Origin of the sequence: Lysinibacillus sphaericus, from assembly GCF_001629735.1 — a bacterium.
Lineage (GTDB): Bacteria > Bacillota > Bacilli > Bacillales_A > Planococcaceae > Lysinibacillus > Lysinibacillus pinottii.
Genome location: NZ_CP015224.1, coordinates 2,369,853 through 2,383,132, shown reverse-complemented (window position 1 = coordinate 2,383,132; position 13,280 = coordinate 2,369,853). Strand labels below are relative to the sequence as shown.

The following is a 13,280-nucleotide window of genomic DNA, read 5'->3' as shown; positions in this document are numbered from 1 at the left end:
AGGTCTTTTTCCTTCGTATTTTAGTCTGATTACTGTGATACGAACTCTACTATTGTCGCGATAATAAACATTAGTGTGAAAACGCCAAATGATACACCGAAACCAACACCTGAATCGATTGCATCGTTACGTCGACATTGTATGTTTTTTCCTTCAAATGGATTCATTGTTATCCCTCCAATTCTGTTATTTATTATAAGACAACATGTACATAAAAGCTATATCCAAAAGGAGAATTCCCCGTCTGGCAAGGAATCGACACATTTCGGTCAAACTCACTACAGGACAACTAAAATGGCTTGGATATTGCTCGACAGAAATTAAATCTTGGATTGACCTACCAAATGAATGCCATATAAGCATGGCATCTATCGAGGTTGGAGCCTGCTCAATCCAGACAAAATCATGTATACTTATAGTATTGCTAGATGGAGGGAAAATTATGATTTCAACGGTTTGGAAAACAATAAAAAAAGGTGAGCTAGCACCAGTATATCTACTTGTTGGTGAAGAAAGCTATTTTATAGATGAAACCATTAAGCGTATAAAAGAAGCAATGGGGCCAGAAGAAGAGCTGGAAATGAACACATTTGATTTAGATGAAGTGCCTGTGGACGCTGTTATGGATGAAGCAGATACCATTCCCTTTTTCTCTGAACAAAAGCTTATTATTGCCAAAAATGCTTCGTTTTTAAAGGCAGCTGAGAAAGGAAAAGAAAAGATCGACCATGATGTGAAGCGACTTGAGGCATGGTTGTCCAATCCTTCTGATTTTTCCGTAACCGTTTTTATTGCTCCTTATGAAAAGCTAGATGAGCGTAAAAAAGTGACAAAAATGATGAAAGAGCATGCATTACTTATCGAAGCAGCAACACCTAAAGAGCAGGATTTAGCCGTTTGGATCCAAAGTATTGTTAAGGGACAGGGCAATAGCATCACACAGGATGCTATCGAACTTCTTGTGACGATGGTTGGGGCGAACATGCTTCAATTACAAATGGAAATAGACAAGCTTACCCTTTATCTTGGTGAAGGTGGAGAAATTACGGTATCGCTAGTGGAGGATTTAGTGGCAAAAACATTGGAGCAGGACGCCTTTAAAATGCTCAACGCCTATTTGGCCAATGATTCGGTCAGCGCTTTGTCCATTTATCATGATTTATTGCGACAAAAGCAAGAGCCTATTATGCTTGTTGGACTACTTGCATCCAATGTTCGTACGATGTCGAATGTTTTTTATTTGTTGAAGAAAGGGTACCATCCGCAGCAAATCGCCAAAAACTTAAAAATTCATCCGTATCGTGTCAAATTAATGACTGAGCAACGTAATCGTCCATCAGAAGAAAGCTTATTGAGAGCATTATATCAACTAGCAGAGGTGGATTTACAGTTGAAATCCACAGGTGGCAATCGAGAACGATATTTGGAGCTCTTTTTACTTCGTCAACTTTAACACAAAAGCTGTCCGTTATAGGACAGCTCAGACTGTAGACAAACTCAAAAAATTTGAGAGATTACCTACAGTCTTTTTTCTTTTACAATGAAATAAAGTAAAGTCGTTGATTTTCACTACGGGCGGACGCTTTCCGCGGGCGGGGTCGAGCTGCTTCCCTCGCCTCGCTCAGTCCAGGATCTCGACTTTCCCGCTTATCCCGCAGGAGTCGCCGCCCATCGTTCCTATCAACTTCTACATAAAGTACTTACTTTATCTACATAGAGTGTTGAAAAGTAAATTTTTGAGGTGATAAACGATGATGACGAAGAATCCATCCAATGAACGAGAACAATTAGAAATGTTAACGATTGATCAATTAGTTCCCAACAATCATTTAGTGCGAAAACTAGAGGCTGCTATTGATTTTTCATTTATCTATCCTTTAGTCGAACAGCTCTATTCACCTAATGGGCGTCCTAGTATTGATCCTGTTGTTCTCTTTAAAATGACGTTTATTCAGTACGTTTTTGGTATTCGGTCCATGCGTCAAACCATCAAAGAAATTGAAACGAATATGGCGTATCGGTGGTTTTTAGGATTTGGCTTCCATACAGAAGTCCCGCATTTCTCTACCTTCGGTAAAAATTATGTCCGTCGCTTTCAAGACACCGATATATTTGAGCAGATATTCTATCGTATTTTAAAAGAGATTATGCATCAAGGACTCCTCCATGCAGACCATTTATTTATCGATTCCACGCATGTTAAAGAAACTAGCTACTTGGACATGGCAGACAGCTTAAGAGAGCATCTATGCTCTAAGAGGATGTTGGATACAGCAATGATGTCCAAATAATGAATATGAAAGAGAAAGAAAAATGACAAAAGCCATCGAGAATGAACTTCTCGACAGCTTTTGTATTTCTATAAAAATTAAAAAGATCAGCTACTCTTAATAGAGCATCTGATCCTTTAAACAATTACGCTTTTTTAGCAAGGCGAGACTTTTTACGAGCCGCCGCGTTTTTGTGGATAAGTCCTTTTGAAGCTGCTTTATCTAAAGATTTGAAAGCTGCTTGTAAAAGTTCTTGTTTGTTTTCAGCATTTTCAGCAACAGCGTTTTCAGCTTTTTTCACTGTAGTACGCATAGCAGATTTCGCTTGAGAATTAGCAATGTTTGCTTTTTCGTTAACTTTTACGCGTTTAATCGCAGATTTAATGTTTGGCATATATTTCACCTCCTAAATTAGGTACGAGATGATATCTTCTCATTGATTTCTTGTGTTAATACAACAAAAATCATTTTAACAAACGCTAGGCTAAATTGCAATAGATAAATGCAAAGAATATTTACTTGACAGTTTGAACAAACTACTGCTTGAGGTGATTTGTATGCAAAATTTAAACTGGTATCGAACAGATTTAATCGATGAATCTGAAGAGGTAGTTGTCCATCAGACGAAAGAGCAAAAAGAAAAGCTTAAACAATCGAGTGGCGTTCAAATTGAAGATCGAACAGCCGGTCGCGTGAAAATTACGGATGTGCTAGTAGATAGAGAAGGTGAGAAACAAATTGGCAAAAAAGAAGGCCAATATATTACACTTTCTGTTCCGACACTGACATTAGAAGATCAGGACGGATTTGAACAGCTGGAGCAAGAATTGCTTGTGAATTTTAAAAAATTGCATGAATCGCTCTCCTGGCAAGAGAACGACAAAATTTTAATAATTGGGTTGGGCAATCGTACTATTACACCTGATGCGATTGGTCCGTATCTGATTGATCATTTGCATAGTTTAGATGTCATTGATGATAAGTTTGTTATGTATGCCCCAGGCGTTACTGGACAAACGGGCTATGAAACAGGAGAGTTTGTAGCTGCTATTGCAGAGCGACTCAAGCCAAAATTAGTCATTGTCGTGGATGCCCTTGCTACAAGAGCTAGTAATCGACTTTGTAAAACCATTCAATTAACGAATACAGGCATACATCCAGGGTCAGGTGTAGGGAATCAAAGGCAAGAAATTTCCTACGAAATGCTTGGTATCCCTGTAACAGCCATTGGTATACCGACAGTGGTAGATGCGCCTGTATTAATTGCTGATGCGGTAGAAGTCATGCTGCGATCAATAGCGGCTCGTGTAGCTGAACGTAGTAATCCTTCATCGAAGCTATCCTTATCCTCATGGCAGCCAAATATAGACAAGGAGCTTGACATGTCCTTAGTTGAACCAATTTTCGGTGAATGGGCGACATGGACAAGAGAAGAGCGTCAACAATTGTTTGAAGAAACCTTTGCAGCCTCACATAGACAATTGATGGTAACGCCTAAAGAAGCGGACTACTGGATAGATCGCTACGCCAATTTAGTTGCTTCAATGCTGATGAACTGGGCAAGCGATTTATAAAAAATAAGCTAGCTATATGCATAAATCGAGAAAAATTTTTACGTTCTAAATGACACCCCCCCTCCATACGATATGGGGAGGAGGGTGTGACTTTGCTAAAAAAACTACAATGGTCATTTGGTATATTATTGTTTTTTTTCGTATTACCTGTCATTGCTGGGCAACTTCCGTTCAACAAGCAAGCATCGACTCCGATTAAACAACCTGAAGATAAACAAGTCGTGTTTGCCGCTACTAATTTAGAAGAACAGAATGTACTTGAACAAACGAAAGAGCCCGAACCAGATTTAGATCCGTTTAAGGTGTTAGTATTATTTACGCATACCCATGAAGCATACGAACCGATGGTGAAAGCTGTGAGTGGTAAGGTAGCGACTTCTCATGAAACGGTTAACATTATGAGTTTGAAGGATAAGATTGTGAATCATTTTAATGTAAATGGTTTAAAGACTGATGTTCTTGATGTAGATACGATGAAGGAATTACAAGCACAGGGAAAGGGCTATCATCAATCCTATGATGTAATAAGACCTTTTCTTAGTAAACATTTAGAAACCAATAATTATGATTTAATACTAGATTTACATCGTGATTCCTTAAAACATGATCTTACAACGATCTCATATAATGGGGAAAACTATGCGAAAATTGCTATCGTTGTTGGGGCAGAGCATCCTAATTATCGCTGGAACACAGCCTATGCAGAAAGTTTATCATCGACATTGAATGCCATCGTTCCGAAAATATCAAAAGGTGTTATTTCCAAAAGTGGAGATGGTGTCGATGGAAGATATAATCAAGATTTAGCAAAACAAATGATGATTATTGAAATCGGTGGGATTGGCAATACAGAAGATGAGGTAAATAGAACGATTGCGGTAATCGGGAAAGCCATATCAAAGGCATTTGTTAATGATTCAAAAAAATAAACATATTATTCAAAAAGTGAGTCTCATATTGGCTCACTTTTTGATATTCTCTAATAATAAAAATTTCCAGAAAAAAATCTAATTATTGGGCTTTCCATTGCTCCATTCTTGCCTTATAATTTTCAAGTTGGCTCACGATTTTATAATGAATGAAGGCATATGGTAACAGGGCAAAATAGCTTTTGTAGTATTTGCCATTTATGGTAATGCCTTTTTAAAAATACATATGTAGAGAATGAATTTTATAAGAGACTAGAAAAGTAATGACACTCCCTATTTCTCTAAAACTTTTATCGTTTCTCAAACGTCAAACATATAAGTGAACAAACTAATCATTTGAGAGGGGATGGTTTTCAATCAAGGTTTCTTATTACTTGACAATAGGTTTTATAGATTATTGAAGGAAGGAATAGTATGTCAGGCAAGTCATTAAATCATCGTTACATTCCTGGACTAGACGGGATTCGAGCATTAGCCGTATTAGCAGTTATTGCTTATCATTTTAACTTCAGTTGGGCTAGAGGTGGCTTTTTAGGAGTTGATATCTTTTTTGTACTATCAGGCTATTTAATCACCTCAACCATTTTACCTTTAACGGGCAACCAATTAACAGTCAGTCTAAAGAAATTTTGGATTGGACGATTTAGACGGTTACTACCGGCTGCCTACGTTATGATTATTACATCATTTGTTTGGGCAATGCTCTTTCATAAAGAGCTCCTTCATACATTACGTGGAGATGCGCTGTCTTCTATTTTCTATTCAAGTAATTGGTGGTTCATCTTTCATAAACTCTCTTATTTTGATAGTTTCGGTTCTCCATCACCCATAAAAAATTTATGGTCATTAGCCATTGAAGAACAATTCTATGTGATTTGGCCATTGCTTTTAATGATAGGGCTGTATGTTGTAAAAAAGCAAAGTAAGTTAGCAAAGGTTGTTTTTATTGGGGCAATTTGCTCGGCCTTATTAATGGCGATACTTTACCAGCCAGGTGCCGATCCAAGTCGGGTTTACTATGGAACGGACACGCGCTGTTTTGAATTATTAATTGGCTGCTGGTTAGCGCTTGTTTGGCCAATGAAAAGACTATCATCACAAAAATTATCAACAAGCCATATGAACAAATTAAATGCTATTAGCTTTATTACGTTTACTATTTTTCTTGTCTGCATTATGTATGTGGATGAATTTCAAACATTCCTTTATAGAGGCGGAATGTTCCTGTTTTGCTTGAATGCAGCCGTATTAATTGCTTGTATTTGTCATCCCGTTAGTATCTTAGGAAGAATACTTGCGTGGAAACCCCTATGTTGGATTGGCTCCCGATCCTACGGAATTTATCTTTGGCATTACCCAGTCATGGTATTAGGCACACCTATACATGAGATTGGAAACCCCTCCTATTGGCGAATAGTGCTTCAGATAATACTGATTGTGATAATTGCAGAATGTTCCTATCGCTTCATTGAGATGCCAATCCGAAAAGATGGGTTCTGGGCATATTATCGGAACTATTTCGTATTCAATAAAAAGAAATGGGAAAGCCTCACATTTTTAAGAAAAGTTTCTACTGTCATCGTTCCACTTTTCCTTCTTGTATTTTTCACAGGGATTACAGGGGTCGTGGGAGAAGGCCAGCAAACTTCTAAGGATTTATATCCAACTGCCGTTAAAATTAATGGTGATGAACCTACTGCTAATCAAATAAAGCAACCAGACAAGACGGCTGACAATCCTTCGCCTAGTAAGGAAGAAGTAGTTGAAGTGCCAAATATAGAAACACCAAAGCCAGAAGAAAACGAAACAAATGCTGTGCCCAAGAAAGATGATACTTATCAAAACATACTAGCAATTGGTGATTCCGTTATGATCGATATAGCAACGAGCTTACATAAGGTTTTTCCAAACATCACAATTGATGGAAAGATAGGTCGTCAAGTTTCACAAGCTGTTAAACTAGCACCAAATTATGCGAGTTTTAACCAAACTAATAATGCGATAATTATCCAATTGGGGACAAATGGCTATTTTACCAATGACCAAATAGATACACTTCTCGCTGCATTTGCCAATGCTGATATTTATTTAGTGAATACACGTGTGCCTCGTCCATGGGAAGGGAAAGTGAATGCAGCTTTACTTGAAAAGGCAGAGGAACATGAAAATATTACACTAATTGACTGGCATGCGGAAGCGCTTAATCATCCAGAATACTTCGCTCCAGACGGTGTTCATTTAGAGAAAAAAGGTGTAGAAGTTTTAACAAATCTTATTCAGCAATCTATCAACAATTAAACTAATGAAAAAAGTCGGGACATACAGCTTCGGTCTGTGTAACTGACTTTTTTTATTTTGTAGAATAAAATAAATTTTTTCATCCATACTTTATGAGGCGTCCAATCCTACTGTATTTATATACTTAAAACTATGAAATTTAATAACAGGCGTAAACATTGAAAGTATTGATATTATAGGCTTTCTAGTCTAGTTGCTGTTGTACTTTGCATAGCGTTCATAGTATAATTCATTATAGTTTAATTAGGAGTGGAAAAGATGAACCGAGAAGCACGTTTAAAACGACAAGAGAATATACGAAATTTCTCTATTATTGCACATATTGACCACGGGAAATCAACGCTTGCTGACCGTATTTTAGAGCAAACAAAATCATTAACATCCCGTGAAATGAAAGCACAGCTCCTCGACTCAATGGATTTAGAGCGTGAGCGAGGCATTACGATTAAATTAAATGCAGTTCAATTAAAGTACGAAGCGAAAAACGGTGAAGTATATACATTTCATTTAATCGACACACCAGGACATGTCGATTTCACATATGAGGTTTCCCGTAGTTTAGCTGCTTGTGAGGGCGCCATTTTAGTTGTGGATGCTGCACAAGGTATTGAAGCGCAAACACTTGCAAATGTTTATTTAGCTCTTGATAATGATCTAGAAATTTTACCCGTTATTAATAAAATTGATTTACCAGCAGCAGATCCTGAACGCGTACGTCAAGAGGTTGAGGATGTAATCGGGTTAGATGCATCTGAAGCAGTATTAGCTTCTGCTAAAGCAGGAATTGGGATTGAGGATATTTTAGAGCAAATCGTTGAAAAGGTACCAGCACCAACTGGTGATCCAGATGCACCTCTACAAGCCTTAATCTTTGACTCAATTTATGATGCCTATAAAGGCGTTATCATCTCCATTCGTGTTATCAACGGGACTGTAAAGCCTGGAGATAAAATTCGCATGATGGCAACAGGAGCGGAATTCGAAGTGATAGAAGTTGGGGTACATACACCAAAAGTTGTGCCACAAACTGAATTAACAGTTGGGGATGTAGGCTATTTAACAGCATCTATTAAAAATGTAGGGGACACACGCGTAGGGGATACAGTAACCTTTGCAAATCGTCCTGCTACTGAGCCGCTAGCAGGTTACCGCCGCTTAAACCCAATGGTTTACTGTGGTTTATATCCAATTGATACAGCCAAATACAATGATTTACGTGAGGCTTTAGAAAAATTAGAGTTAAATGACTCGGCTCTCCAGTATGAGCCTGAGACATCTCAAGCACTTGGTTTTGGTTTCCGTTGTGGATTCTTAGGATTACTACATATGGAGATTATACAGGAGCGAATTGAGCGTGAATTCAATATTGACCTAATTACAACAGCGCCTTCGGTAATTTACGAAGTTCATATGACAGATGGTTCTTCCATCAAAGTAGATAATCCTTCCTTTATGCCAGATCCACAAAAAATTGATCGAGTAGAGGAGCCATATGTAAAAGCTACAATTATGGTACCAAATGATTATGTAGGAGCGGTCATGGAGCTTTGTCAAATGAAGCGTGGTAATTTCATGACAATGGATTATATTGATACTACTCGTGTAAGTATTATTTATGAAATGCCTTTATCAGAAATCGTATATGATTTCTTTGATTATTTGAAATCAAATACAAAAGGCTATGCATCATTTGACTATGAATTAATCGGTTACCAGCAATCAAAATTAGTGAAAATGGATATTTTACTAAATGGTGAGCAAGTCGATGCACTAAGCTTTATCGTACACCGTGACTTTGCCTATGATCGTGGTAAAATTATCGTTGAAAAATTAAAAGAATTAATCCCACGTCAACAATTTGAAGTTCCAATTCAAGCAGCAGTTGGACAAAAAATTGTGGCACGTTCAACTATTAAAGCTATCCGTAAAAACGTGTTAGCAAAATGTTACGGTGGGGATATCTCACGTAAACGAAAGCTTCTTGATAAACAAAAAGAAGGTAAAAAACGTATGAAACAAGTAGGGTCAGTCGAGGTCCCTCAAGAGGCATTCATGGCTGTACTGAAGATGGATGATACGAAGTAAGGTTGATGTAACAGCGTTTATAGGGGTTTAATTAAATAGTTTTGTATCAGTTTGGTGGAGATTGCCACCGAATTGCCAGTAATTTATAAATCCTCAGCGATGGAATCAAATATATCGGCAGCATCTCTTGCCATCTTCTGTGTTAAATGGACATAGCAGACCTCAGTAATTGCTGATCTGCTGTGTCCTAATCTTTTTTGAACAGTTTTTATTGGTTGTCCACTTTCAATTAACATCGTTGCATGGGTATGTCGTAAAGAATGATCATTGAAATCGATATTACCTAACTTTTTCTGATTAAAGCTCTTTTTTGATACTTTATAACAGCAGGGGTGTAATGTTCTCCGTTTTCTTTTTACAAACAAAATCATGATCAGGGTCTTGAAGATAAAATTCTCCATACTTTAATCGATTTTCAAATTGTTTCTTTTTGGCTTTCTTTAATATCTCCATTAAAATTCTGCCAACTGGAATAGTACTATATCCAGTTTTAGATTTTGGAGTAGCAACAACCCATTTAAAGTATTCAATTCCATTTTCATCTGTAATCTTTTTATTATGAATTGTTGTTCAATTGCTACTGTCATTTCATCGAAGTTTATATACTTCCATTCAAGTCCACATATTTCCCCGACTCGAACTCCACAATGAAATCCTATATGAAATTATAAATATAGAAATCAACTGGAAATTACGCCTTCAACATAAGCAATTTTGGATGTCATAAATCGCATTACTACTAGTGCTCGCTAATCAAACAGCGGGCATTTTTAATTATTAGAGTCTTAGCAATGAATTAGCTTTGCAAGCTGAAAAGAAAAAAGAGTACATGAATGAGTATTAGAGAATGCTATTTGATTTCATAAACTCACTACCATTAGCAGATAATTTAATAGATGAATTGCACAAGGTTGTATTAGGTACTCATGTTCAAAGTGCAAAGGAATTTGTAAAAGCTAAAAACGTGCTATTTAAAATTGCTATGGATATTAAAGAGGGTACTTTAACAGTAGCAAGTACATTAAGAGCGGAATTTGTGCGAGCTTATAGTAGGGCTGTAGAGCGATTAAGTAAAATGGTTATCTATAGAAGAAACTCCATCTAAAGAACGTCCTGTACCTTTCTGTTATTGGTTAGAGGAAAGGGGATTTGTGTTTAAACAATATTAATTGCTGCACTTGCTTTGCCAAGAATATCAGCAATTCCAAAAGTATCTGTTGCCGACGAAATATAAAATACCATTAATAAACGGTCATCTACAGTTACTGGTACCGGTGGAATATTAGCTGAAGCAAAAGCTATTTGTCCAAATGGAAAAGGATCTGTTATAGGTGGAGCTAAATCAACGCTAGCACTTGTGCCAGTAAAAATATTACTACCTTTAGGTGCAAGGAAAATTTGCGCTCGAATCGTAATAGAGCCTTCAAAAATAAACTCATCAAATGGAAAAAATGACGCTGAAATCGCTGTGATTTTACCATCACATGGAACTGGAAAGGCTTCATTGAAAAGGTTAGTTAAATCAATTGTATTATTTTTCATCAACATTAAGAGAGTTGCGGTCCCGAACCCTAACAAGCTTACCCCTCTATTCCCAAATTTATCGGTAATTCTAGATAGTGAGATTCCAGAGGAAAAAGGAATTATTGAGCTATCAGCAGGAATGGGAGGGTTTATACAGTTTACATCATTAGCTGTAAATGTTCCGAGCCTATTGCATTTAAATGTCGATGATTCATTATTACATCCACAGTTATTCATAGGATTATCTCCTTTTTGTCTTTATCCTATGTAGTAAATGGAAGGGGAACAAAGGCTAAACCACATTTACTGATATTAAACCTAAACATGGTAATCGAAATAATAACGGCTAATGAGCGTGATAGCCTCCCACAATCAATAGTGCAAGGTGAACCATCGTTAGAGAACTGGCTTGAATGGTAATTTATTCAGTACCCACGGAAAAGGGGGTACCTGAACACAATATGTAGGTACTTGTAAATTGCAGGTACCGTCATATTGATGGCATCTATATAACTAAGTCATCGTATTCCAACTATGGACAGATTGTCAGTGGTTGAAATTTAACTGACCTGAATTTTCAAGAACAAAAAGGAGATTGACTCATTTTGAATACATGGAGCGGCAGGAATAATTAACCATTTTGGAGTTTCTGAACAATACCTAACGTATATTTTAAGTGTTTCATTTGTAGGACTTTATTTGTAGTTAGGTTATTTTGATTAGGTAATTTTAGGTTAAAATGTAAATAATTATCCATATTCTGATTTAGTATGTTATGATAATAATTGGGAAATACAATTTCTAATATTTACAATAATAAGGAGCGATTTTATGAGTAAAATTTTCACTAAATTATCTTCACTAGCTTTAGCTACGGCTGTTGTAGGTAGCGGATTTAGCGTTAATGCAAGCGCTGCTGAATTAGAATCGCAGGCACTAGATTCTAATAAATTTAAGAATGAAGTAGTCTATGAAACACAAGAAAATGTAGGTGTAAATGATATAGGATCAGGCGTAGGTGAACCAAATCAAATTGTACCTTATGGTACTTCAAAGCCAACTTCTACTTGGAATCTTTCTAAAAAGGGTAGATACTCTTTTAACGGAAGCTCTAACAGTTCTACTTTATACACAGATTATTTATTAACTGGGAAAAGTTCAGTTAAAATTTATGTAAGAAATAATGATCATCAATATTCATTGAAATTTAAAGTAAAACGTAAGGACCTTGTTTTCGATAACACGGTAGAATCATACGAACTAGCATTAGGTAAAGATACTACTATTAATTTGACATTGGATAAGTCTTCTAACTATTACATTGAATTTACTGGACCAAATACGTTTTCTGGATATATTGAATAATTTCACCGATATGGTTGCAACTTCGTTGAAAGTGAATACAAATAATTTCTATGTTGATTGCTATTGAGCAATTTATAAAAAGCATTCTTGATAAGAAAAGGGGAAATCGATTGTATTCGATTTCTCTTTTTTTAGGAAAAATAGCTAATAATCGTTACCTCCTTATATACTTGATTGTTACTAGCAAGGTTAAAGGCGTAATTTATATTAATAAAAGACCACTCCGTGATGGGTGGTCTTGATGTTTTTTGCCACCTCCATGCCACCGTGTTCAGAGAGTAAACGTGACACATTAGGAGATAAAGAAAAATATAATATGGTATAAAGAAACCGACAAACCATTGAAAAATAAAGGTTTGTCGGATATGAAAAGATATAAAAAAACCTAAAGGCAATTTTATCATTTACAATATATTCTGTTACTTTTTATAAGGAGATATAGCTTCTTGAAAATCTGTGTTTTCTATTATAGCTGTAATAATCGCTTGCCCTTCAAACAATTTTCATTGACTAAACCTTTTGTCCTAGCCTCCTATATATTACTCTTGAATAGTAGTTAAAATTCCATCTTCAAAATACAAATATTTATAATCATAATAAATCCATTGCTCACTTACACCATATGTAGTAGTTGTTTTGTTAATATCTATTGGTCTGCCCCATCCTTCTGCCAAAACTTCTTCTTTTGTCATTCCAATATAAACTGCTTTAGGATACATAGTTCTCTCATTAATTTTAGATTTAAGATTAGACTCAGCTACACTTTTTTCATATTCTGCTTTGCTTATTGCTTTATTTTCTTCTATTTTCTCACTCCACTCTTCCTCTTTATCCTTTGCTACAATTTTTAATTCATTAACTTTTTCTTTAATCTCATCTGGTATATATTTTATCTCCTCAAGTCTCTCAACTACGTAAACGTATTTTAGTTGAGTCGCTGTTGTGAATACACTCGGTAGGTCTTCATCTATACCATTGAATTTTTCATATGCTAATGCAAGATTGTTATAGTCTTGTTGTACTTCGTTTGCTTTTTCTTCTGTTTTAGTAATTAAAGTATCGAAATCGTCATTCATTACTAATTGAATATATTCTTTTTCTTCTGATGTAATTTCACGACTATAGGCTCCTACTATTTCACTATCTTGTTTTTCTTCACCACATGCAGCTAAACCTAAACTTAAAACTAACACTGTACTAAATACTAGTTGTTTCATTAGTAAATAACCCCTCTC

At 36.1% G+C, this 13,280-nt stretch carries 12 protein-coding genes and 1 pseudogene; 8 read left to right on the top strand and 5 right to left on the bottom strand.

Annotated features, from left to right (window positions below; translation table 11 throughout):
- Nucleotides 1-29: 29 nt before the first annotated feature.
- The gene (locus A2J09_RS23050; protein ID WP_004226902.1) at nt 30-167 is read right to left on the bottom strand and encodes a YqzM family protein; all 138 of its coding nucleotides are present in this window, start codon (nt 165-167) and stop codon (nt 30-32) included.
- Between the two features lie 275 nt (nt 168-442).
- Between A2J09_RS23050 and holA the strand changes: the two genes are divergently transcribed.
- Nucleotides 443-1,453, top strand: a complete 1,011-nt coding sequence (gene holA / locus A2J09_RS11670; protein ID WP_031419221.1) for a DNA polymerase III subunit delta — start codon at nt 443-445, stop codon at nt 1,451-1,453.
- A 298-nt stretch (nt 1,454-1,751) separates the two neighbouring features.
- Nucleotides 1,752-2,213: pseudogene (locus tag A2J09_RS23045) on the top strand (transposase); the annotation flags it as partial.
- Between the two features lie 202 nt (nt 2,214-2,415).
- Here A2J09_RS23045 and rpsT read toward each other — a convergent pair.
- Nucleotides 2,416-2,664, bottom strand: coding sequence for a 30S ribosomal protein S20 (rpsT, locus tag A2J09_RS11660; protein WP_012295365.1), 249 nt, complete (start codon nt 2,662-2,664; stop codon nt 2,416-2,418).
- Between the two features lie 163 nt (nt 2,665-2,827).
- Here rpsT and gpr point away from each other — a divergent pair, with 163 nt between their 5' ends.
- The 4 genes from gpr to lepA all read left to right on the top strand — a co-directional run bounded on the left by gpr (nt 2,828) and on the right by lepA (nt 9,156).
- The gene (gpr, locus tag A2J09_RS11655) at nt 2,828-3,844 is read left to right on the top strand and encodes a GPR endopeptidase (RefSeq protein ID WP_012295364.1); all 1,017 of its coding nucleotides are present in this window, start codon (nt 2,828-2,830) and stop codon (nt 3,842-3,844) included.
- A gap of 86 nt (nt 3,845-3,930) precedes the next feature.
- On the top strand, nt 3,931-4,773 hold the full coding sequence (spoIIP, locus tag A2J09_RS11650; protein WP_012295363.1) for a stage II sporulation protein P: 843 nt from the start codon (nt 3,931-3,933) through the stop codon (nt 4,771-4,773).
- A 414-nt stretch (nt 4,774-5,187) separates the two neighbouring features.
- Entirely contained in the window at nt 5,188-7,071 is a 1,884-nt protein-coding gene (locus A2J09_RS11645; RefSeq protein ID WP_012295362.1) for an acyltransferase family protein, read from the top strand.
- A 258-nt stretch (nt 7,072-7,329) separates the two neighbouring features.
- The gene (gene lepA, locus A2J09_RS11640) at nt 7,330-9,156 is read left to right on the top strand and encodes a translation elongation factor 4 (protein WP_031419709.1); all 1,827 of its coding nucleotides are present in this window, start codon (nt 7,330-7,332) and stop codon (nt 9,154-9,156) included.
- An 83-nt stretch (nt 9,157-9,239) separates the two neighbouring features.
- On the opposite strand, the gene A2J09_RS24675 is transcribed toward lepA, so the two are convergent.
- Nucleotides 9,240-9,527, bottom strand: coding sequence for a tyrosine-type recombinase/integrase (locus tag A2J09_RS24675; protein ID WP_036162209.1), 288 nt, complete (start codon nt 9,525-9,527; stop codon nt 9,240-9,242).
- A 476-nt stretch (nt 9,528-10,003) separates the two neighbouring features.
- On the opposite strand from A2J09_RS24675, the gene A2J09_RS11630 reads away from it, so the two are divergent.
- Nucleotides 10,004-10,261, top strand: a complete 258-nt coding sequence (locus A2J09_RS11630) for a hypothetical protein (protein ID WP_012295358.1) — start codon at nt 10,004-10,006, stop codon at nt 10,259-10,261.
- Nucleotides 10,262-10,311: 50 nt separating this feature from the next.
- Here A2J09_RS11630 and A2J09_RS11625 read toward each other — a convergent pair whose 3' ends face one another.
- Nucleotides 10,312-10,917 carry a hypothetical protein gene (locus A2J09_RS11625; RefSeq protein WP_036162207.1) on the bottom strand — a complete coding sequence of 202 codons (606 nt, stop codon included), beginning with the start codon at nt 10,915-10,917 and terminating at the stop codon, nt 10,312-10,314.
- A gap of 594 nt (nt 10,918-11,511) precedes the next feature.
- On the opposite strand from A2J09_RS11625, the gene A2J09_RS11620 reads away from it, so the two are divergent.
- Nucleotides 11,512-12,045: a hypothetical protein gene (locus A2J09_RS11620; protein WP_012295355.1), complete on the top strand. Its 534-nt coding sequence runs from the start codon at nt 11,512-11,514 to the stop codon at nt 12,043-12,045.
- Nucleotides 12,046-12,584: 539 nt separating this feature from the next.
- On the opposite strand, the gene A2J09_RS11615 is transcribed toward A2J09_RS11620, so the two are convergent.
- Nucleotides 12,585-13,262, bottom strand: a complete 678-nt coding sequence (locus tag A2J09_RS11615; RefSeq protein WP_012295354.1) for a hypothetical protein — start codon at nt 13,260-13,262, stop codon at nt 12,585-12,587.
- Nucleotides 13,263-13,280 lie beyond the last annotated feature (18 nt).

Bases quoted from the DNA above. Each gene is read 5' to 3' on its own strand.
- lepA (WP_031419709.1), top strand. From the start codon at position 7,330: ATGAACCGAGAAGCACGTTTAAAACGACAAGAGAATATACGAAATTTC.
- A2J09_RS11645 (WP_012295362.1), top strand. From the start codon at position 5,188: ATGTCAGGCAAGTCATTAAATCATCGTTACATTCCTGGACTAGACGGG.
- A2J09_RS11620 (WP_012295355.1), top strand. From the start codon at position 11,512: ATGAGTAAAATTTTCACTAAATTATCTTCACTAGCTTTAGCTACGGCT.
- A2J09_RS11625 (WP_036162207.1), bottom strand. From the start codon at position 10,917: ATGAATAACTGTGGATGTAATAATGAATCATCGACATTTAAATGCAAT.
- holA (WP_031419221.1), top strand. From the start codon at position 443: ATGATTTCAACGGTTTGGAAAACAATAAAAAAAGGTGAGCTAGCACCA.
- A2J09_RS11615 (WP_012295354.1), bottom strand. From the start codon at position 13,262: ATGAAACAACTAGTATTTAGTACAGTGTTAGTTTTAAGTTTAGGTTTA.
- A2J09_RS24675 (WP_036162209.1), bottom strand. From the start codon at position 9,527: ATGATTTTGTTTGTAAAAAGAAAACGGAGAACATTACACCCCTGCTGT.
- rpsT (WP_012295365.1), bottom strand. From the start codon at position 2,664: ATGCCAAACATTAAATCTGCGATTAAACGCGTAAAAGTTAACGAAAAA.
- gpr (WP_012295364.1), top strand. From the start codon at position 2,828: ATGCAAAATTTAAACTGGTATCGAACAGATTTAATCGATGAATCTGAA.
- A2J09_RS23050 (WP_004226902.1), bottom strand. From the start codon at position 167: ATGAATCCATTTGAAGGAAAAAACATACAATGTCGACGTAACGATGCA.
- A2J09_RS11630 (WP_012295358.1), top strand. From the start codon at position 10,004: ATGCTATTTGATTTCATAAACTCACTACCATTAGCAGATAATTTAATA.